This window comes from Caldisericum exile AZM16c01, assembly GCF_000284335.1.
GTDB classification, from domain to species: domain Bacteria; phylum Caldisericota; class Caldisericia; order Caldisericales; family Caldisericaceae; genus Caldisericum; species Caldisericum exile.
Genome location: NC_017096.1, coordinates 445,633 through 467,305, shown reverse-complemented (window position 1 = coordinate 467,305; position 21,673 = coordinate 445,633). Strand labels below are relative to the sequence as shown.

Below are 21,673 nucleotides of genomic sequence, written 5' to 3'. Positions count from 1 at the left end.
TACAAGATTTTTTCAAAATAAATTACCAAAGTTTTTAAAATTTTGTTTAATATGTATAATTGTTAAGTATAATATCAAAACAACTTAGGAGATGAGAAAATGGTGAATAATATGGTTCAATATATAAATGAATTGTTATACGTTATTCCAGCAGTGTTAATTGTGCTTACAATACATGAATTTGGGCACGCCTACGTTGCCTACAAAATGGGCGATGTAACAGCAAAAGAAGAAGGAAGGCTTTCGCTAAACCCACTAAAACACATAGATCCAATAGGACTACTTGCCCTTATTATTTTTAGATTTGGATGGGGAAAACCTGTGCCTGTTGATTTTACAGCCTTAAGAAACTTAAGAAAAGGTATGATTTTTGTTTCGCTTGCAGGACCTTTATCAAATATCATCATTGCGTTTTTGCTTGCCCCACTTTTTAACTGGATGAGCGTTAATCCAATAGTGCTAACAGGCTTTGGATACTTTGTTGAACTTGTAAGGTACATTATTGTTTTAAGTATTTACCTTGCAATTTTTAATCTCATACCAATTCCACCTCTTGATGGCTCAAAAATCATATTTGCTTTAACGAAAAATCCACTTAGGTTTCTTTACGACGATACATTAAATTATTATGGCATCATATTCCTTGTGCTTGTCATATCAATTCCATTTTTCAGGTTTAATTATTTCTTTATGAAGACAGTTTCACCAATGCTAAACCTCATTAGTAAAATTCACTTTTAAGATAGGAGGCAAACAATGGATGTTGTAGTTACTGGAATGCGCTCAACGGGAGAACTTCACATAGGGCACCTTGTAGGTGTTATTGACAACCTCAAAAAACTTCAGGAAACATACAAGAGCTATTTCTTTATCGCAGATTTACACGTGCTTACAACAAACTACGAGCATACGGAAGACTTTAAGAAAAATAGGGTCTCAGTAATGCTTGATTGGCTTGCTTCAGGAGTTGATCCAAACAAGGCTACCCTTTTTATCCAATCAAAGGTACCTGCACACACATACTTACATTTGCTTCTTTCAATGATAGTGCCTGTTTCATGGCTTGAAAGAAATCCAACAGTAAAAGAAATGATAAGAGACCTTGATCTAAAAGAAAATGCATCATATGGCCTTCTTGGGTATCCAGTACTCATGGCATCTGATATTATTTTATACAAGGCAAAATATGTGCCGGTTGGAAAAGACCAATTACCACACTTAGAGATGACAAGAGAAATGGTAAGAAGGTTTAATTACCTCTATGGTGAACTTTTTGTAGAGCCACAGGCCCTTCTTACGGAATTTCCATATGTCCCTGGAATTGATGGGAAGAAGATGTCAAAAAGTCTTGAAAATGATATAAAAATTTCAGACACAGAAGAAGATACAACAAAGAAAATAATGAAAGCAGTTACAGATCCGCAAAAAATTAAACTTCATGACAAAGGACACCCTGAAGTGTGCAATGTATTTACATACCATAAGATTTTTAACAAGGAGGAAGTAAACGATATTGAAAGGGAGTGTAGATCTGGCGAACTGGGTTGTGTTGCATGCAAAAGAAATCTTGCAAATAAATTGAATGAATATTTGAGGCCGATAAGAGAAAAACGAGAACAACTTAAAAATGAGATTGATAAAGTTGAGGATATTTTTGAAGAAGGTAGTAAAGCTGCATCTTTGGTTGCAAATGCAACACTTGAAGAAGCACTCACAAAGATGAACCTGAAATGAGCCTTGAGGAGATTGTTGGTGAAGCAAAAAGAAGCAAAAATTACCTTTTAAGCATCTCAATTTTAGAACTCATCGATAACGAGCTTCAAGGGTCTTACGATTTTGAATTGAGCGAAAAGATTTTACTTTTAGCAACTCTCCTTGAATTAAAATCAGAACTCCTTTTATACCTTTTGGGACTTAAAGAGCAAAGAAAGAAAACGCTTCAAGAAGAAAACATCGACGATATTATTGATGTGCTTGAAAAGTCCGTTGAAAAAACAGTAATAAAAAGAGCATTTGTTGAAAAGGTTTCAGCTAATGAGATCCCCGTTTCACGTCTTGAGAAAATTGTAAAAGAAGTTCTCCAAAGAGAAAAGTACTATGAAAATAAAACAATCCCCGTGCAGCAGGTTTCAGTTGCTGAAATCATTGAACAACTCAAGAAAAAACTTACACAATTTGTAGAAATTGATTTTAAGAAATTAATCGAGGAATGTAATTCAAAAATAGAAGTTATTGCAACATTTCTTGCCGTGCTTATCCTTGCAAAAAACAAATTTTTAAGAATATTACAGGAAGATCATTTTTCACCAATTATTTTGAGGCTCAATGAAGAGGGAAGAGTATCTTTACGCAATTGAATCAATTTTGTTCGTATCACCTAAGCCTGTAAAGATTGAGAAAATTGCATCAACCCTCGGGCTTGATAAGGGAAGCATCCTTGAACTTCTTTCAGAACTTGAAAATAACCTCAAAGGGACAGGTATAAATATTGCATTCGAAAAGAATAAAGTTCAAATGGTGCCAAATCAAACTTACCGAAGGTTTTTTGAAAAATTCATTAAAAAGAAAAAGATAACTTTATCAAGGAATCTCATTGAGGTCATTGGACTAATTCTTAAAAAGAAAAGAACTAAAGATGAAATAGATAAAATTCGAGGTGTAAATAGTACAAGAGTTATAAATGAACTTCTAAAACTGGGCTATATTGAAAAAGAATTCTTCGAAGGGAAAATCTACTATAAGGTAACCAATAAATTTATTGACACGCTCCCCGAAGACATCAGAGAAAATTTGGAGTCAAAACTATTCAAATTATAGTGAAAGTAGTCCACAGAGAAGTTTTTTTATGGACCCACCTATTCAGTGCCCCAAACAGTGTTGTATGGAAGACTTTTAAGGGAGTTTTCTACTTTTCAGGAGAAAAGTTAGAAAGAGCATCTCCACCTTCAATTGGTTATTACCTAAAATAAATGTAAAGAGTTCTAAAAATTTGAGGAAAGCATTTTCCCCTCAAAACCACCAAATAATCATTTCAATTAGTTGAAAAGGAGATGCGCCAATTTCTAATGAAACTGAGGAGATGTCTCGCTTCGCTCGACATGACTCAAAATCTGAGGAGGTAAAATACCCCCCTCAGTACTCCCCCAATAACACAATTATCTTGTAGTCATGCCGAAATGACTTTCTGAGGCATCTCCTCTTTTCAGGGGGAGTTAGAGGGGGAGCCTTGTTAATCCCCTTCTATTAAAGGAGGAGATTCCTCGTGGCTTCGCCACTTCGGAATGACTAACAAAATAAAAGTATTCTGTTTTAGGGGGAGTTAGAGGGGGAGAATCGTAAGTCCCCCTCTAATATAAACTAAGGAGATTCCTCTCATCTGGCTTTTGAATGATAAAAGTAGTGGATTTAAAACTTTACCTTTTTCCTTTGAGATGTATAAAGTCGGCATCAGTTATGAGGACGTTGACAAGGTCACCTGGGCGCACTTCAGAACTATTATCAAAGATAACAAGTTTATCCTGTGGAATTCTTCCAAAGGCTATGTTTTCCCTAACATTTTCGACGAGCACATCGTAAGTTTTGCCAATATATGTCTTATTCTTTTCAAGGCTTATCTCGTTTTGCACTTTGAGAAGATAATTGAGGCGTTCTTTTTTTACCTTTGTATCGATCTGTCCATCCATCGTTGCCGCAGGTGTGTTTGGGCGTTTTGAGTATGCAGCAATGAAACTTTTATCAAACCTAACAGTTTTTACAAGTTCAACGGTCTCAAGGAAATCTCTGTCTGTTTCTTGTGGAAAGCCAACAATAATATCCGTTGTGATTGCAGCTTCTGGGAATTCCTCTTTTATTGTTTCTATGATTCCAAGATACTGTTCTTGCGTGTATTCTCTCTTCATAAGCGAAAGTATTTTGTTTGAACCCGATTGCACTGGTAAATGGAAATGTGGCATTAAAATTTCAACTTGTCTCATCCTTTTAATAAGTTCCTTCGTAAAATACGCAGGATGTGGCGTAAGATAACGTAGTCTTTTTAAATTAGGCACACGACTAACTGCTTCAAGTAGTTCAATAAAACCATTTTTGTTTCCAAAATCATAGCCATAGTGATTAATGTTTTGCCCTAACAACACAATTTCTTTTACGCCTGAATTAACAAGATTTTTAACTTCTTCAATTATGTCTTCTAACGGTCTTGACTTTTCACGCCCTTTGGTTGCAGGCACTATACAATACGTGCAAAAACTATTGCAGCCAAAAATAACTGGCACATAAGCAAAAACTCCACCACCTTCACTAATACGCTCTGATGAAGATTGTTTTAGGTATTTCGAAAGTTCGTTTCGTAACTCTTCAACACGTTCGTAAATAAGTTCATAACCCTTCGAAAGCACAAGAAGGCTATCACGTGCAACTTCCTTGATTCGTTTTTCTCTAATTGATGCAACACATCCTGTCACAATCACATATGGTCTTCCGAATTTTTCATAAAGAGAGCGAGCGTATCCCACAGAACTTATGAGTTTTTGCTCAGATTTTTCACGCACAGCACAACTATTAAAAAGGACGATGTCTGCTTCTTCAATATTCGAAACTTCACTTAATCCAAAGTCATAGAAAACCTCTCTAAATTTTTCACTTTCGTATTCGTTCATCTGGCACCCAAAATTAACTATGGCAAATGTTCTCATATATTTTCTTAAACTCTCCCTTCAAAACTTCCTTGTAGGCATCACTAATTGAAATATTGTTTACTCTTGCAAACATTTCGACTTCACTAAACTTTATTTTTGTTTTCCTCCACGCTCTTACAACTTCAATGTATTTTTTGATCTCTTCCTCATCAAAATTTGCAACAATATTCAACAGTAAAAACTCAAACTTATTCTTCTTTCGATAAAATGCCTCAAAGAGACTTTTAAAATCTGCACCAACCATTACATCCATAAATTTTATATACTCTAATTCTTTTTCCGTTAGGCCAAATAAAAACTGTGGATATTTGCACCGCAGAAAGTAGGCTTTGAGGAGATCAATGTATTTTGAATCCTTATTTAAATTTTTTTGAAGTTCCGGAAGGTTTTCTCCATAACGGATACGGCTTGCAAACGAAAAATCAAAATCATCAAAAACTTGCATTAACGCATTTTTAATATTATCAGTATTGTTCTTTAAGAACTTCAACAATTCAACCCTTGCTCGCTCTCTTTTAACACCGAAGTATAAATCTTTAGAATCTTTGATTATATTTTTTGTATTCTCTTCAATTTTTAGCTGATACTGTGATAGAAATCTAAATGCCCTCATAAAACGGACTGGATCATCTTTTATTGAGTTTCCCGAACACACTCTTAAAAGTCCATTTTTAATATCGTCAAATGAACTTGGATGAGAGATTATCTCTAAATTCCCTAAATTTAAATAGATTGCATTTATCGTAAAATCCCTTTTTTGAACATCGCTTTCAATATCCTCATAGTAAGTAAAATCAAAAGTAAAGTGGTCAAGAAAAACTCTATACAGTGGAAACATTTCCCTATTTAAGAGAATATATTTAAGATTTTCGTTTTCAAGTTTTGCACTAACAAAGGCAAACTCATCTTTCGGGATAACAAAATCAAAGTCGAAAAACGCTTTTTGAAGCAAGAAATCCCTTATTGCACCTCCAACTAAATATGTTCTACCTAAATTAAAGAGGTTTTTTATTCTTTGGGGTATTAATAGAACAATATTCCTTAAATCTTTTTCCACTTTCCTCTTAGAATTTGTGTTGCCCTACCTGATGGCTCTATGTCAATCACAACAAAATTCAAAATGGCGTTTCCTTTTGCAGGCTCAAAATTCCAAGGCATCCCTGTAATAAATCTTTTTAAGGCAACCTCTTTATCAAGACCAATTACAGAGTCTTCAACTCCGCACATTCCTACATCAGTAATATAGGCAGTACCATTTGGAAGAATCCTTTCATCAGCCGTTTGCACATGCGTGTGCGTGCCAACAACTGCAGAAACTCTGCCATCAAAATAAAAGCCGATTGCTTCCTTCTCTGCAGTTGCTTCAGCGTGGAAGTCAACAATGATATATGGTGTTGTTTTTCTTAACTCCTCGACTATTTTGTCGCCTACTGAAAAAGGTGAGTCAATCGGTTGCATCTCAACGCGCCCCTGTAAGTTCAAAACTGCTACTTTAAAATCTTTCTTTTCGATGACAACATAACCTTTACCAAATGCACCTTGAGGAAAGTTTGCAGGACGCAACAAATAAGGAAGAAGCGAAAATTTCTCCCAGAGCACCTTTTTGTCAAAGGAGTGATTTCCACCAGTGATTACATCAATGCCATATGAATGAAGTTCAAGTGCAATTTCATATGTAATACCAGCACCATGTGCTGCATTTTCTCCGTTCGCTATAACAATATGCGGATGATACTCTTCAATAAGTTTTGGAAGGCCTTCTTTTATGGCTGTCCTTCCAGGTTCTGCAAAAATATCTCCCAAGAAAACTATCCTCATTTTTTCTCCTTAAAAAATATGGCTACCCCACAATATGGGTAGCCAATAGAATATGTCGTATAAGCCCTATTTCTCCTTGGTTCCTTCTTTGGTTCCTTCAGGCTTTGTCTCACCTTTTGCTTCAGCCTTAACAGTGGCAGGTTGCGCTTCTCCTTCAGAAGGTGTAGGTGCTGCAACTTCCTCTATCGTAGGCGTAACAACAGATACAATAACAGCATCTGGATCAGAATAAATTTTTACTTTTTCACCAAGATTCAAATCTTTCACGTAAATAACATCCTTAATGTCCAGGTTCGAGACATTAACTTCAATCTTGTCTGGAAGATCCGTAAGAAGACCTTCAACCTCAATCTCGTGGAGAGATGGCTCAAGAATGCCACCCTTCTTCACACCTACTGCTTCACCTACAAAGGTAATAGGAATAGTTGTATAAACAGGTTTCGAAAGATCAACCGCTTCAAAATCAATATGAATTACATTTCTCTTAATTGGATCAATTTGCACTTCTTTTATAATTGTAGGGTATACTTTACCATCAATATTTAAATCAAAAATTGCAGAACGGCCAACCTCACGTTCAAGTTTTGTAAATTCCTTGTAATTTACTGCAACATAAAAAGTATCAACAATTTTACCATATACTACCGCAGGGATTTTTCCATCCTGCCTTAATTTGTTGTTATTGCCCTTTGTTGTCACTTCTCTTTTTTCTGCATTTATGGAAACTCTTTTCATATCTATTCCTCCTCAATAAACAATTTAGCCATATATTATATCAAAAATTACTTTTTTTCAAAAAGTTCAGAAACAGATTCATGCATTACAATTCTTCTTATCGCTTCGCCAATGAGTGGTGCAACACTTAACACCTTTACTTTTTGAGGTAAATATGGCCTACTCAAAATAGGCAATGTATCAGTTACTACGATTTCCTTAATTGGGGATTCTTCAAGATTTTTGAGAGAATCACCTGCAAATATTCCGTGAGTCGCCGTTGCATAAACTTCTTTTGCACCACGTCTCAATACCTCTTTTGCTGCACTTATAAGGGTGTTTCCAGTGTGTATTGCATCATCAACAAGGATTACACTTTTCTCTTCCACCTCACCAATAAGCCTTGAAGTTTCAACTTCTTCAGGACTTAATCTCTTTTTCACAAAAATTGCTTGCGTTGCATGTGGTATTTCCTGTGCAAATGTAGTTGCTCTCTGTACTGCCCCCACGTCTGGAGCAACCACCACTGGGTTTTCGAGATTCTTTTCTCGAAAGTATTTTCCAAGGAGCAATACCGCTGTGAGATTGTCAGCAGGAATATCAAAAAATCCCTGAATTTGCGCTGCGTGTAAGTCTACTGAAATAACCCTTGTTGCACCTGCTGTTGTTATGAGATTCGCAACAAGTTTTGCAGAAATTGGTTCCCTTGATTTTGTTTTTCTGTCCTGTCTTGCATACCCGAAGAATGGAATTACTGCAGAAATGCTCCTTGCAGAGGCACGTCTTACAGCATCAATCATAATGAGTAATTCAAGTAAATTTTCGGCAGGCGTTTGCGTTGATTGTATTATGAAAACATCTTTACCCCTTACCGATTCAAGACATCTTACCTGTATTTCCCCGTCTGGAAATCTTGAAACAATTGCAGGACTTAACTTCATGTTTAAGTAGGAAGCAATTGCCTCTGCAAGAGGCACGTTTGAATTGCCTGTAAAAATCTTCACCTCATCCATTGAAAGGATTTCTTTAACCATTTTGCCCCTTCCTCCTCTTCACCCAACCTATTTTATTAACCTGTTGTGCTCTTGCAATAGCAAGAGAATCCTCTGGAACTTCCTGAGTTATAACTGAACCTGCAGCAGTATATGCACCTTTTCTAATTACAAGTGGTGCAACAAGAGTTGAGTGTGAACCAACAAACACATCATCCTCAATGTATGTTGGATTTTTCTTGTTGCCTTCAAGGCCTGAAAAATTACAAGTAATTGTGCCTGCTCCTATGTTAACATTTTTTCCAACAGTTGCATCTCCAATATAGGAAAGGTGAGGCACTTTTGCTCCTTCATCAAACTTGGATTTTTTCACTTCAACAAAAGTGCCAATTTTTACATTTTTAACAAGCATATTTTCAGGTCGCACATAGGCAAAAGGTCCAATGGTGCAGTTTTCTCCTACATAAGAATTAAGAACAACTGATTGTTTCACAGAACTTCCTCTTGAAATATGTGAATCAACAATTTGTGTAAATGGTCCAATAACGCAATCAGATTCAATTTTTGTTTTACCTTCGAGGATACATCCCGGAAGAATTTCTGTGTCATTTCCAATTTCAACAAAGTAATCGATTTTTTGAGTTTCGGGATTGTGTATCGTAACTCCATTAAGCATATGTTTTTTTAAAATTTTCTCTTGAATGATTTTTTCTGCAATCGTTAGTTCAAACCTATTGTTAACACCATAAATTGGAAATTTTCTCGGCAATTTGTAGACGCTAACTTTGAGTCCTTCGCTTTTTGCTAAAGAAAGTGTATCGGTAAGATAGTATTCGCCTTGTGCATTTGCATTAGAAAGTTTTTTAAGAAGACTTTTTAGATAACTAAATTTGAAGATATATACTCCTGTATTAATTTCTTTTATCGTTTTTTCATCAGAAGATGCATCAGACTCCTCTACTATTTTTATAAACTCATCTCCCTTCCTTATAACTCTCCCAAGGTTTGTTGGATCTTCTGCCTCGGCTGAAATGAATGCAATGTCGGAATTTGTTTCTTTAAAGAAATTGTAAAAACCAAGGATATCATCCTTCTCGAAAAGGGGGTTGTCTCCAGTTGTTATAAGAACAAGGTCTGTATCAAAACCATCTATTGCAACCTTTACTGCATCACCTGTTCCAAGCGGTGTCTTTTGAATTCTTACTTCAAAGCCTTCAAAAATCTCTTTTGGTATTGCTTCATTTATCACAACGATTAACCCGTTATCTACTATTTCTTTTATAGAATCAATTGCATAAAAAATCATTTCTCTTCCACAGATTTTGTGGAGCACTTTCGGCAACTTTGAGTGCATCCTTTTGCCGATTCCAGCACCTAAGACAACCCCTGTTATCATTTAACCACTCCTAATTTTCTTCCTATTTCAACAAACTTTTTTATACCAAAGTCGAGGTCATCTTTTGTGTGAGCAGCAGAAACCATAACTCTAATTCTTGCAGTTCCCTTTGGAACGGTTGGATAAACAATACCTTGTGCAAAAACTCCTTCCTCAAAGAGCATTTTGCTAAATTCCATAGCCGTTTTTTCTTCACCTATAATTACAGGTGTAATGGGTGTTTGCGAATGCCCAATGTTAAAACCATATGACTTGAATTGTTCTTTAATGTAATTTCCATTCTCCCATAGTTTTTTAACAAGTGAGTCATCTTTTGAAAGGATCTCAACAACCTTTATAAGGGCAGAAGTATCTGCAGGTGATAATGGCGTTGAGAACAGGAAAGGACGAGCCCTCTGTTTCATGTATTCGATGAGGGTGTTATTGCCTGCAACGTATCCGCCAATAACACCAAATGCCTTTGAAAGAGTGCCAACATCAATATCAATTTTGCCTTCAAGATGGAAGTAATCAACAATTCCTCTTCCATGGTCACCAAGCACGCCTTCACCGTGAGCATCGTCAACCATTGTTATTGCACCATATTTTTCTCCAAGTTCAACAATATCTGGGAGAGGGGCAATATCTCCGTCCATACTAAATACACCATCTGTAACAATGAGTTTTCGAACGTTATAGTCCTTGTAATCCTCAAGTTTTTCTTTCAAATCTGCCATATCAAGGTGTTTGTATCGAATAATTGTTGCCTTACTTAGTCTGCACCCATCAATAATTGAAGCATGGTTTAACTCATCGGAGAATATGAGATCACCTTCTCCAACAACAAGAGGTATTGTTGCAATATTTGCAAGAATTCCGGATTGAAGAAGTATTACTGCCTCTGCATGCTTAAACTCGGCAAGTTTTTTCTCAAGTTCCTCGTGGAGCGTAAGTGTTCCTGCAATTGTCCTTACGGCACCTGCACCAACTCCAAAATTTTTCACACCCTCGATTGCAGCACTCTTAACCTCTTCATTGGTAATAAGTCCAAGATAGTTATTCGCACAAAGGTTGAGCATTTTTCTCCCGTTTATTACAACCCAAGGGCCTTGTGCACTTTCGAGCACACGTATTGTGTTGTAAGTCCCTTTCTCTTTTAACTCATCAAGTTCTTTTCGCATAAATTCGAATTTATCCATTATGCTCACCTCCTAAACTATGGATGTAGTAATATTTTTCCTGATTGATGGCTTTTCATGAGTTTTATGCCTTTTTCCACTTCTTCCAATTTAAACTCGTGAGTTATTACAGGAGACACATCTAGTCTTTTGCTTCTAAGCAAATCTGAAACAATTTGCCATGTTTCAAAAATTCTTCTTCCTGTAATTCCATAGATTCGCAATTTCTTGAAAATCACATCGTCCGTAAGATTGATTTCAACATTGTTATCAAAAAGTCCTAAAAGTGAAACTCTCCCAAGAAATTTTGTAAGTTTAAGAGCATCGGAAAGTGCAGATTTCGCACCAGACATCTCAAGTGCAACATCAACTCCAAGACCGTTAGTTTCATTGAGAACAATTTCCCTAAGGTTTGCTTCCTTTGGGTTAACAACCACATCTGCACCCATCTTTTTTGCAATTTCAAGGTGATAGTTTGAAAGGTCTGATACGATTATTTTTGTTGCACCAAACACCCTTGCAACTCCAATTGCAAGAAGTCCTATTGGTCCTGCACCTGTAATAAGTACGGTTTTCCCAGAGATATCCTCTGAGAGCACTGTATCAACTGCATTACCAAGTGGTTCTTGTATTGAAGCATATTTATGTGGAATTTCCTTTGGATTCACCCATGCAACACGTTCGGGAATCTTTACATATTCTGCAAATGCACCATTTGTATCGACGCCTAAGATCTTTAGATTTCTACACACTTCCCTGTGGTTCATAAGGCACATATCACAGTGATTACAATAGATATGGGTCTCAGCGGAGACAAAGTCTCCAATATTAATACGCTTTACTTCCTTGCCCTTTTCAACAACAACACCTGCAAACTCATGTCCAACAATTAGTGGTGGGTTAATCCTATTTTGTGCCCACTCATTCCAATCGTATATATGGACATCAGTTCCACAGATCGAGGCAACCTCAACCTTCACAAGAATTTCATCATCTCCAATTTTAGGCATCGGAACATCTTCAATCACGAAACCAACATCCCTTTCCTTTTTTAATACCGCTTTCATCGAAGCCTCCTTCCTTTCATGCCACTTTTCAACATTAAAAATTAATCCCCATCTTCCCAAATTATATTCTATTATTTTTTTGATTTTTTAAAAGCATTTTGAAAGATAATGTCTATTAATCTTTAATTTAAAAGTTTTTCCTGTATAACCATGAGCAGTCGTTAAATAAGGAATTACAATCTCTTTTGTTCCGGTTTCGAATATCGCCTGTACAATCTCACGGATTTTATCGTATGAAATTGAAATTCCTGGAAGCATTGGCCCAAAAAATGCATACGTTTTAATCCTATTTTTGTTAAGAACCTCAAAGGTTTTAAGCCTCTCAAATGGACTTGATGCTCAATTCTTAAAAATTTTTGAAATTTGTTCATTCAAAGTGGTGATGGTTATGCCCAATGTGATATCTTTAAATTGCTTTAAAGTATCAAGATCTCTTAAAACAAGGCTTGATTTTGATTGAATAGTAATAGAGAACTTATCGTGAAAAAGTGTATTCTCAAGATTAAGGATGCTTAGGAGTGTTTTCTTGTAATTTGATATTTTTCTTCTATCGGTTGGTAACAATCGGTCATCAACGACATATAAATATCTGCACTTTTTTTATTTTTGAGTTCTCTAAGAATGTTTTCAGGGGTATTCATTCGCACATCTACAAATTCCCCCCATACTTCATCTTTATTGTGAAACCTCTCAATAATCATCGAAGCATAGCAATACCTACCCCCATGAGTGCAACCAAGATATGGGTTAATGTTGTACTCTGCAATCCTTGATTTCGACAAAGGTGATTTTGCATAAACAATTTTTTTCAAATTACAAATCTTCTTTTTCTAAAAACGCAAAAATTTTTGACAAATATTCGTTTATGAAGTCTTCGTTCTTTTTGTCGTAAAAAAATGTTAGACTCTCAGAGTCACCAAGGGTAATTGCAGCCATGTGAGTATCTTCAAAGATTGCCTGCACAAACCAGATCCACTCTTTTTTCATTTTTATCCTTCGAACCACTTCTCTTTTCTTTACTTCATTTAAGTCTTCCATTCATGTGCCTCCATAATACTTTCTGAGATTCGCCTCATGCTCTGCAAGTGTCTTCGAAAAAATCGCCTTTCCATCAGGTGTTGTCATAAAATAATAATAATCAGTTTTTGGTGCCTCAACTACTGCCATTATCGATTTTAGCCCCGGATTACAGATAGGAGTTGGTGGAAGCCCTGCGTACCTATACGTGTTGTATGGAGAATCAATCTGGTAATCTTCCTTTGTAAGCCACTCCTTATGTGTGCCAAGCGCATAGAGGATTGTTGAATCTGCTTGAAGTGGCATTCCAATTGAAAGTCTATTTAAAAAAACCGATGCAACAAGAAGCCTATCTTCGTCAAATTTTGCCTCTTTTTCAACAATTGATGCAAGAACTATCGCTTGTTCTTTGGTCAGGCCTTTTTTCTTTGCAAGTTCTTCATAATTTTTGGGCACAACTTCATTAAATCTATCCAAAAACTTTTTTAAGATTGCATCATACTGCATATCTTCATAAAAATTATAAGTATCAGGAAAAAGATAGCCTTCGTAAGGTTTGATGAATTTTAAAAATAAATCCTTATCCTTTACAATACCATTTTTGTTGAGGCGCTCTGCAATATCTATGGATGTAAAGCCCTCAGGAATTGTTATACTTATCTCTTTTGGTCGCCCTCCTTTTGAAAGCGCCAAAAAAAGTTCGCTCATATTTGAAACAGGCGTAAGATCATATATGCCACTCTTCAATTTTGAGTCATAATTAAGCACCTTTGACCAGAAAATAAAGGAATACGGCTCTAAAAGAACACCTTCATCCTTCAAGGTAAATGCAATTTCTTTTGGGGATAGTCCCTTATCAAGTCCGATGGTTTTAGCAGTTTTAAAAATAAAAAACGGCTCAAAAAACGAGAATGTTAATATCGTAAGAACCGCCATCGCCAAAACCAACGCAATGATTATTAACTTTCTTCTTCCCGTTTTTGCCTCCTTAAAAATTCAAGATAACTTTCAAGGATAAATAGTGCCTCAAACTTATCCTTTATCTTACGCTCTTTTTTGGAGCGAATTCCTTGAAATTTAAGCATCTTATGGGTAATAACACTCGTGTATCGCTCGTCCCATGTAACAAATTTTATATTGGGTAGTGCTTCCTTGAGTTTTTCTAAAAACTCAAGAACAATATTTGCTTGTGGTCCAATCGTGCCATTAAGGTTTTTAGGAAGACCTACAACGACTTCCTCAATACTTTTTTCCTCAATAATATTCTTTATCGCATCTATTTCCGAACCATCTCTTTTAATGATAGCCAAAGGCATTGCAAAAATATGTTCCTTATCGGAAATTGCAACACCAATATTAACGTTTCCAACATCGAGTGCTAAAATTGGTTTTAACTCCTCCAAAATCACCCACCTAATATGTTTATAACTTTTTCTATTTCTATAATACCATCAAAACTTCCCTGTGCGATACGTTCGTTTCCACCACCTTTTAAGGAAACTACTTCTTTAATCATCTCAAGAATCTCAAGACTTGATAACTTATCATCAAGGCTTCCTACAAGGATAAACGAAGTGCCATTAAATTTAGATGTAAAAATAACAGACCCTTCTTTTAAGTATTTTTTAGATAAATCGTAGGCCTTTCTTAGATCATTAAGGGTACCCTCTTTAAAGTCATAAACATAAATAGGTGTCCCTTTAAATTTTAGCGTCTCTTCGAGATTCCTGATTACGCCTTCAAGGAGTTTGGATTTAAGATTTGCAAGTTCCTTTTCAAGTTCCTTAACCTTTGATTGAATTTCTTCACTTTTACTAACGAGTTTGTCTTCCTGCGTTTTAAGTGAATTTTCAAGAACGGTTATAAGTTTTCTCTTATTTGTCAAGAAATCGTAAGCCTTAAGGCCCGTGAGGCCTTCAATTCTTTTTATTCCGGATGCAACGGTCTTTGGTTGCATAAGCACAACAAGACCAATTTCACCTGTATTTGAAACGTGCGTGCCACCGCATAATTCTTTGCTTACACCTTCAACTTCAATAACACGCACCACATCGCCATATTTTTCTTCAAAGAATGCAAGTGCACCAAATTCTTTTGCCTTATTAAAAGGCATCACATGAACATTTACCTTTTTATTTTTCAAAACAATTTCGTTAATTTCTTTTTCAATCCTGAATAGTTCTTCAGGCTCGAATGTTCCTTGGAAATTAAAGTCAAACCTAAATTCGTCATCTTTTACTTCGGAGCCTTGTTGCATTATATTTTCCCCAAAATGCTTTCTTAAAACTGCCTGCAAGATATGAGTTGAAGTATGTGCTCTCTTTATTGCTTGCCTTCGCAATGCATCAACTGAAAGTGAAGCAATATCTCCCACCTTTGTAGACCCATTGAGTTTCCCGATATGGACAGTGAGTCCCTCAACAGGTGCCTGCGTATCATAAACTTCGAATTCAAAATTTTCTCCCTTTATAATTCCCGTGTCTCCAACCTGGCCACCTTTCTCTGCATAAAATGGAGTTTTATCAAACACGAGGATTCCATCTGTGTCAGTTGCACTATTAACGATATTTCCATCAACAATAATTGACTTAAGTGTTGCAACTGTTTCAAGTGTCTCATAACCGACAAATTCAACAGACCCAACAGCATTTTTCACTGCACCAAAAGAAACTCTTTCAAGGAATGCTTCACTTCCTTTAAATGATGCTCTTGCCTTTTCTCTTTGACTTTCAAGAAGTTCCTCAAAGCGCTCTTTGTTATACGTAAAGCCAACTTCTTTGAGTGCAAGTTCTGTAATTTCAACAGGCACACCAAGAGTATCATATAGGTAAAATACAACATCTCCTGGGATTTCTTTTTCACCTTTTTTCTTGTAATCTTCTATTACATTATCAAGGTAGTAAAGACCATCTTTAAGGGTTGTATTAAATTTTGTTTCTTCCTCCTTTAAAACTGATTGAATATAAGAAAGATCTTCCTTTACCTCTGGATAAATGTCACCCATAAGGTTTGAAACAGTTTCTGAAAGTTTATAAAGGAACGGCTCTGTAAGATTTATCGAACGTCCAAAAAGCATCGCCCTTCGAATGAGCCTTCGCAAAACATAACCACGCTTTTCATTACTTGGTATAACATGATCTGCGATAAGGAAGGTAACAGCCCTTGCATGGTCTGCAATTGCACGCATCGCACGAATCGACCTATCTGAATTTTTGTATGAAACACCTGATAACTTTTCGATATGCTCAATGATCGGCATAAATAGATCCGTTTCAAAATCTGAATCAACACCCTCAATGATACTGGTAATCCTTTCAAGCCCCATTCCTGTATCGATATTTTTCCTTGGAAGAGGCTTTAATGTGCCATCAATTTGCCTGTCATATTGAGTAAAAACAAGGCTCCAAAATTCAAGAAATCGACGCTCTGATGACCCTGGAAGTTCGTGCTCTTCTTTTTCGTTTATAGCACCTCTATCGTAATAAATTTCCGAGCATGGACCACACGGACCAACAGGCCCCATCATCCAGAAGTTATCCTCTTCGCCAAGTGGAATTATTCGTTCTTCTGGAATGCCGTGCTTCTTCCAAATTTCTTTTGTTTCAAGGTCGTCTTTATAGATCGTAACCCAGAGCCTTTCTTTTGGCAATTTCAAGAAGTCAAGGATAAATTCCATCGCAAAGGCAATTGCCTCTTCTTTAAAGTAATCGCCAATAGAGAAGTTTCCAAGCATTTCAAAAAATGTGTGGTGCCTTGGAGTGTTGCCTACATTTTCAATATCGTTAGTCCTTACACACTTTTGAACTGTTGTTATACGTCTTGAAGGTGGAATTTCCTCCCCAAGAAAATACGACTTTAATGGCACCATGCCTGCCGCTGTAAAGAGAAGTGTAGGATCCTGTGGCACTAACGAAAAACTCTTGAGTCTCAAGTGCCCCTTGGTTTCAAAATATTTTAAAAAACCTTCTCTTATCTCCTTACTATTCATATTTCACCTCGCAATTCAATTTTTTTATTTTAACAGATATTCGATCTTTATCAAATACATCATTTGACTATTTTTAAAAAATCTTTACAATATTATATTGTTAAAAAAACTATGGAAAGGAGAAATCTATGGGAAAGGAAGTAAGAATTTTTGCTTTTGGTGGAAATGAGGTTTCCCCTGTTGGCTTAACTGACGAAAAAGGAAAGCCCATTATACCCGATATTGCGATGCAGTGGGCAAGAACTCACGAAACATCAAAGCACATCGCAAAGATTGTAGAAGCATTTCCAAACGACACCTACGTAATCACACACGGAAATGGACCTCAGGTTGGAAATGTGTTTTTAAGAAGCGAGTATTCAAGACCAATCCTGCCGCCAATTCCTTTGGATGTTGCAGGTTCCGACACTCAAGGTGCAATGGGCTACATGATTGCTCAAATCTTAGGAAACGAATTAAGAGCCCGAGGAATTTATAAAACAATTGTTGGAATCGTAACTCAGGTTGTTGTGGACAAAAACGATCCAGGCTTCCAAAACCCAACCAAATACATTGGCCCATCTTACACTAAGGAAGAAGCAGAAGAAAGAATGAAAAAAGACGGCTGGGTTATGAAACTCTACAAGAAAGATGACAAAGGAAACGAAATTTGGAGAAAGGTTGTCCCATCACCTGAACCGCTTGACATTGTTGAATTTGAAGCAATTGTTAATGCAATTGAGGCAGGATTTATCCCTATAACCGTTGGTGGCGGTGGTATTCCTGTTGTGGAAGTTGAGCCTGACGAAGAAGGAAACTATAGCGCTAACTACGGGATAATCTTTAAAGACGGAAAGAATGCTAAAATTTACCGTGGAGTTGAAGCGGTTATCGACAAAGATCTTGCATCGGCACTTCTTGGAACAATGCTTATTAAGTGGGCAAAAGAGCACGGAGAAGATCTTGATGTAACCTTGACGATTTTTACCGGAGAAGATGGTGCAAAACTAAACTACCAAAAACCAAACCAGGTTGATCTAAGATACCTTACACTTGAAGAAGCAAAGAAACTTTATGCGGAAGGACACTTCCCTCCCGGAAGTATGGGGCCAAAGATTCTTGCATGCATTAAGTTCCTCGAAGGTGGCGGAAAGAAAGCATACATTTCACTTACATCAAAATATCTTGAAACACTTGAAGGAAAAGCAGGAACAACAATCGTAAGGGAGTGATAAAATGAAAGAAAAAATCGAAGAACTCGTAAAAAAGTATGAGCCTGAGATTATTGCCTTTGCTCAGGACATCGTAAGGACAAAATCCTATTCAGGTGAAGAAGGTAAACTTGTAGAACTTCTCGAAAAAAAGATGAAGGAATTAGGCTTTGACGAAGTTATTATCGACGAAACAGGGAATATCATTGGAAGAGTTGGATCTGGCCCTGTAAAAATTCTCTACGATGCTCACATCGATACTGTTTGGGCTGAAGATAAGGAAAACTGGTCAGTTGATCCATTTGGGGGTGTTATAAAGGATGGAAAACTCTATGGCCGTGGTTCATCAGATGAGAAGGTTGCAATTGGTTGCATGATTTACGGTGCAAAAATCCTAAAAGAAATTGGTATTCCTGAAAATGTAAGTGTTTATGTGATGGGCTCAGTTCAGGAAGAGGATTGTGACGGACTTTCAATGTATCACACATTTACGGAGGTTTTGAAACCGGATTTTGTTGTATTAGGAGAGCCAACAAGCCTTGATGTCTACCGTGGACATAGGGGAAGAGTCGAATTAGAAGTTATCGTTAAAGGAAAATCCTCACATGCTGCACACCCAGATAAAGGTGATAATGCAATCTACAAAATGGCAAGAACAGTCCTCAATATCGAGGAACTTACAAAAACCTTCAAGGAAGATCCATTCCTTGGAAAAGGCACTGCAGTTGTTTCTCACATTGAATCAAAAGCACCATCAATTAACTCGGTTCCATATGAATCAAGGATTTTTATCGATAGAAGACTCACAGTTAACGAAACAAAAGAAACTGCACTTAAGGAAATTGAATCTGCACTTGCAGACCCAAAGAATTCCGAAGTTAGAGTCCTCACATATGAAGCAAAGTCATGGAAAGGTCGTGTAATAACTCAAGAAAAATACTTCCCAACATGGGTACTTGAGGAGTCACATCCATTAGTACAAGCAGGTTTCAAAACTGCAAAAGAAGTTAGACCGGGTGAAGAGGTAAAAATTTCTCGTTGGATTTTCTCAACAAATGGCGTAACTTCGATGGGAAGACTTAATATTCCTTCCATTGGTTTTGGACCTGGTGACGAATGGCTTGCGCATGCAGTTGATGAATACGTAAGAGTATCAGATCTTCCAAAGGCGACGGCATTTTATGCCTTATTGCCATTTAATCTAAAAGAAAAATTAGGATAGGAGGCAACTATGAATAGCAAACTCAAAGGGCGAGATTTCTTAACAACAAACGATTGGACACTTGAAGAACTCGAGCAAGCACTCAACCTTGCTTTTGAACTAAAGCAAAAATTTGCACTTGGAGAGCCAACACCATACCTTCTTTACAAAACTTTGTTTATGATCTTCAAAGACAAGTCAACAAGGACAAGAAACTCAACAGAAGCAGCGATGACACAACTTGGCGGACACGCACATTACATAACCGAAGAATCCTCCCAAATCTCCCATGGTGATACTGCAAAGGAAATTGGTATAATCCTTTCAAGATACGGTCACGGGATTGCAATTAGAGATGATATCTATCTTGGCGTAGGACAGAAATATATGGAAGAGGTTGCAAAGTGGGCATCTATCCCCGTTATAAATCTTGAATCAGATTGGGATCACCCGCTTCAAATCCTTGCAGATATAATGACAATTAAAGAAAAATTCAATAACGAACTTAGAGGAAGAAAGTTTGTTATCTCCTGGGCTTATGCGCAGAGCCACGCAAAACCACTTGCAGTTCCGCAAGGGCTCATCATGGCAATGCCAAGGTTTGGTCTTGATGTAACTCTTGCAATGCCACCTGAATTTGAACTTCTTCCTGAAGCAATGGAAATTGCAAGAAGAAACGCAGAGGAAGCAGGCGTAAAATTCGAAGTTGTCCATGATATGGATGAAGCGTTCAAAGATGCAGACATTGTCTATCCAAAGTCATGGGGTGCATATGTTTACGCTCAGAACAACTTTGAAGAGATGAAGAGAATTGCGGAAAAATACAAGGATTGGATTGCAGATGAAAGAAGAATGAGTCTTGCAAAGAAGAATGCAATTTACATGCATTGTTTACCTGCAGACAGAGGATTTGAAGTAACCGATGCAGTTATAGACGGTCCTCACTCTGTTATCTACGATGAAGCAGAAAATAGGCTTCACACGGTAAAGGCAATCCTTGCACTAACTATGTAAAAATAAAAACTTAAACTACAACCGTTTGGGGCTCACTTGAGCCCCAATTTTTAGTTTCATGGAACTTTTTAACACCTTACCGTATCTAATATGTGGAGGTGAAAGATGAAACGTAATATTATAATAATTGCAATTATAGTAATCATAACCATCCTTGTAAGCTATGTTGTCGGAAAATTTGCTTTTGGCTTGATTGATGTTCAAAAATATTCACTAATACCCCCTTCTTCAAAAAAATTTGAAGTGGAAACAAATGTAAAAGACGAATCGCTTTTGGAAAGGAAAGGACAAGCTTTTACAATTATGACAGGCACAGTCCAAAGTGGATATTCCGAAACTGCTTCCTTTGGCTTAAAGATTATAAAAAATGCAACAATTGATATATACGTTGATAAAGGCAAATTCCTCGAAACTTACAACACGATTGCATCACTTGTTTCACCAATTGGTGGGAGTGTAATTAACTCTTACTATTCAAAGGATAACGACATATATTCAGGATTTATTGAAATACTAATCCCAAAGGATAAGTTTGATTTCACAATAAACAAACTTGGGGAATTGGGCAACATATTAAATCTCAAAATCTCTTCAACTGACGTAACACAGGAATACGTAGATTTAAATTCAAGACTCAAAGTTCTTGATGCACAAAAAGAACTTCTCACATCATGGCTAAAACAAGCAAAAACAATTGATGATTTATTACGAATTCGCTCAGAGATTGAAAACGTTGAAAGCGAAATTGAACAAATTAAAGGAAGACTCAATTATATCGCACTAAACACTGACTTTTCAAAAATTGACATATACCTTAAAGAGGGCACTGCTCCAAAAACAATTACAACATCCATATTTGACAAAATAAAAGACTACCTAAAGGTACCTTTGAATGCATTTTTATATTCCGTCATTGGTTTGCTTGTAATTATTGCCTTCCTTATCCCTTGGGTCCTTTTAGGGTTTGGAATTTACTACCTTTTCAAGAAAATAAAAATTTCAAAAGTTTAGAAAGTAATAAGAATTTAGGGTTATATTTCTAAAATTGTTTTTAATATTTTCTTGAAGTCGTATAATTTTAAAAGGAGAAAATTGTGTTTGCAAAGATAATCCCTCAGAACGAAAAGATAAAGGAAAGAATCCCTTTTTAAAACTCATTTTTAGTAAAATATTTTAGAAGAAAAGCAAAATGAAAATAAAAACTTTTGAAAATTGGCTACGGAAAGCATCATGTATAATACAAGGTAAAGTAGGTGCCCTAAAACACAAAGATTATATCCTTCCCTTAATCTTCATAAATAGGCTTTCTGATGTTTTCGGAAATGAAATTGATGAACTTGTAAAAGAATATGGGAAAGACCATTCAAAAATTCATTAAGCAGGATTGCTTCCTTGAGCGTTTTTATTTTCCAAAAGAAGCCCACA

23 protein-coding genes are annotated in these 21,673 nt (G+C 36.5%); 9 read left to right on the top strand and 14 right to left on the bottom strand.

Going from position 1 to position 21,673, the window contains the following annotated elements; translation table 11 throughout:
- Positions 1-99 precede the first annotated feature (99 nt).
- Genes CSE_RS02275 through scpB form a run of 4 tightly spaced genes read left to right on the top strand, consistent with a single transcriptional unit; the run spans position 100 to position 2,817 of the window.
- Positions 100-741 (top strand): site-2 protease family protein, encoded by a 642-nt coding sequence (locus tag CSE_RS02275; RefSeq protein WP_014453023.1) that lies wholly within the window; start codon positions 100-102, stop codon positions 739-741.
- 15 nt (positions 742-756) lie between these two features.
- A complete protein-coding gene (gene trpS, locus CSE_RS02270) occupies positions 757-1,734 on the top strand; it encodes a tryptophan--tRNA ligase (protein WP_014453022.1) in 978 nt (325 codons plus the stop codon).
- Positions 1,731-2,357, top strand: a complete 627-nt coding sequence (locus CSE_RS02265; protein WP_014453021.1) for a segregation/condensation protein A — start codon at positions 1,731-1,733, stop codon at positions 2,355-2,357. The genes trpS and CSE_RS02265 overlap by 4 nt, the downstream gene beginning before the upstream one ends.
- Positions 2,326-2,817, top strand: a complete 492-nt coding sequence (gene scpB / locus CSE_RS02260) for an SMC-Scp complex subunit ScpB (RefSeq protein WP_014453020.1) — start codon at positions 2,326-2,328, stop codon at positions 2,815-2,817. The genes CSE_RS02265 and scpB overlap by 32 nt, the downstream gene beginning before the upstream one ends.
- 596 nt (positions 2,818-3,413) lie before the next feature.
- Here the strand turns inward: scpB and miaB are convergent.
- The 14 genes from miaB to alaS all read right to left on the bottom strand — a co-directional run bounded on the left by miaB (position 3,414) and on the right by alaS (position 16,843).
- Positions 3,414-4,655 carry a tRNA (N6-isopentenyl adenosine(37)-C2)-methylthiotransferase MiaB gene (miaB, locus tag CSE_RS02255; protein ID WP_172633857.1) on the bottom strand — a complete coding sequence of 414 codons (1,242 nt, stop codon included), beginning with the start codon at positions 4,653-4,655 and terminating at the stop codon, positions 3,414-3,416.
- Positions 4,656-4,668: 13 nt separating this feature from the next.
- Positions 4,669-5,751: a tRNA nucleotidyltransferase/poly(A) polymerase family protein gene (locus CSE_RS07850; protein ID WP_014453017.1), complete on the bottom strand. Its 1,083-nt coding sequence runs from the start codon at positions 5,749-5,751 to the stop codon at positions 4,669-4,671.
- Entirely contained in the window at positions 5,736-6,512 is a 777-nt protein-coding gene (locus CSE_RS02245; RefSeq protein ID WP_014453016.1) for a TIGR00282 family metallophosphoesterase, read from the bottom strand. Before CSE_RS02245 ends, CSE_RS07850 begins: the two co-directional genes overlap by 16 nt.
- 66 nt (positions 6,513-6,578) lie before the next feature.
- On the bottom strand, positions 6,579-7,247 hold the full coding sequence (locus tag CSE_RS02240; protein WP_014453015.1) for a 50S ribosomal protein L25/general stress protein Ctc: 669 nt from the start codon (positions 7,245-7,247) through the stop codon (positions 6,579-6,581).
- Positions 7,248-7,294: 47 nt separating this feature from the next.
- On the bottom strand, positions 7,295-8,260 hold the full coding sequence (locus CSE_RS02235; RefSeq protein WP_014453014.1) for a ribose-phosphate diphosphokinase: 966 nt from the start codon (positions 8,258-8,260) through the stop codon (positions 7,295-7,297).
- Positions 8,253-9,614: a bifunctional UDP-N-acetylglucosamine diphosphorylase/glucosamine-1-phosphate N-acetyltransferase GlmU gene (gene glmU, locus CSE_RS02230; protein WP_014453013.1), complete on the bottom strand. Its 1,362-nt coding sequence runs from the start codon at positions 9,612-9,614 to the stop codon at positions 8,253-8,255. Before glmU ends, CSE_RS02235 begins: the two co-directional genes overlap by 8 nt.
- On the bottom strand, positions 9,611-10,792 hold the full coding sequence (locus tag CSE_RS02225) for a glycine C-acetyltransferase (RefSeq protein WP_014453012.1): 1,182 nt from the start codon (positions 10,790-10,792) through the stop codon (positions 9,611-9,613). The genes glmU and CSE_RS02225 overlap by 4 nt, the downstream gene beginning before the upstream one ends.
- Positions 10,793-10,809: 17 nt before the next feature.
- A complete protein-coding gene (tdh, locus tag CSE_RS02220) occupies positions 10,810-11,838 on the bottom strand; it encodes an L-threonine 3-dehydrogenase (RefSeq protein WP_014453011.1) in 1,029 nt (342 codons plus the stop codon).
- A gap of 87 nt (positions 11,839-11,925) precedes the next feature.
- Positions 11,926-12,096 carry a hypothetical protein gene (locus CSE_RS08400; protein ID WP_014453010.1) on the bottom strand — a complete coding sequence of 57 codons (171 nt, stop codon included), beginning with the start codon at positions 12,094-12,096 and terminating at the stop codon, positions 11,926-11,928.
- A gap of 254 nt (positions 12,097-12,350) precedes the next feature.
- Complete coding sequence (locus CSE_RS02215; protein ID WP_014453007.1) at positions 12,351-12,650, bottom strand: radical SAM family protein; 300 nt, start codon at positions 12,648-12,650, stop codon at positions 12,351-12,353.
- 1 nt (position 12,651) lies between these two features.
- Positions 12,652-12,876, bottom strand: a complete 225-nt coding sequence (locus CSE_RS02210; protein WP_014453006.1) for a hypothetical protein — start codon at positions 12,874-12,876, stop codon at positions 12,652-12,654.
- Complete coding sequence (gene mltG / locus CSE_RS02205) at positions 12,877-13,803, bottom strand: endolytic transglycosylase MltG (protein WP_269446126.1); 927 nt, start codon at positions 13,801-13,803, stop codon at positions 12,877-12,879.
- A gap of 11 nt (positions 13,804-13,814) precedes the next feature.
- A complete protein-coding gene (gene ruvX / locus CSE_RS02200) occupies positions 13,815-14,258 on the bottom strand; it encodes a Holliday junction resolvase RuvX (RefSeq protein WP_014453004.1) in 444 nt (147 codons plus the stop codon).
- Positions 14,259-14,260: 2 nt separating this feature from the next.
- Positions 14,261-16,843: an alanine--tRNA ligase gene (gene alaS / locus CSE_RS02195; protein ID WP_014453003.1), complete on the bottom strand. Its 2,583-nt coding sequence runs from the start codon at positions 16,841-16,843 to the stop codon at positions 14,261-14,263.
- Between the two features lie 128 nt (positions 16,844-16,971).
- Between alaS and CSE_RS02190 the strand changes: the two genes are divergently transcribed.
- From CSE_RS02190 to CSE_RS02170, 5 genes are all read left to right on the top strand, one after another.
- Entirely contained in the window at positions 16,972-18,054 is a 1,083-nt protein-coding gene (locus CSE_RS02190) for a carbamate kinase (RefSeq protein WP_014453002.1), read from the top strand.
- Positions 18,055-18,058: 4 nt separating this feature from the next.
- Positions 18,059-19,255: a YgeY family selenium metabolism-linked hydrolase gene (locus tag CSE_RS02185; protein ID WP_014453001.1), complete on the top strand. Its 1,197-nt coding sequence runs from the start codon at positions 18,059-18,061 to the stop codon at positions 19,253-19,255.
- 9 nt (positions 19,256-19,264) lie between these two features.
- Positions 19,265-20,248: an ornithine carbamoyltransferase gene (locus CSE_RS02180; protein ID WP_014453000.1), complete on the top strand. Its 984-nt coding sequence runs from the start codon at positions 19,265-19,267 to the stop codon at positions 20,246-20,248.
- Between the two features lie 105 nt (positions 20,249-20,353).
- A complete protein-coding gene (locus CSE_RS02175) occupies positions 20,354-21,259 on the top strand; it encodes a DUF4349 domain-containing protein (protein WP_014452999.1) in 906 nt (301 codons plus the stop codon).
- A 178-nt stretch (positions 21,260-21,437) separates the two neighbouring features.
- Entirely contained in the window at positions 21,438-21,626 is a 189-nt protein-coding gene (locus tag CSE_RS02170) for a type I restriction-modification system subunit M N-terminal domain-containing protein (protein ID WP_014452997.1), read from the top strand.
- Positions 21,627-21,673: the final 47 nt, after the last annotated feature.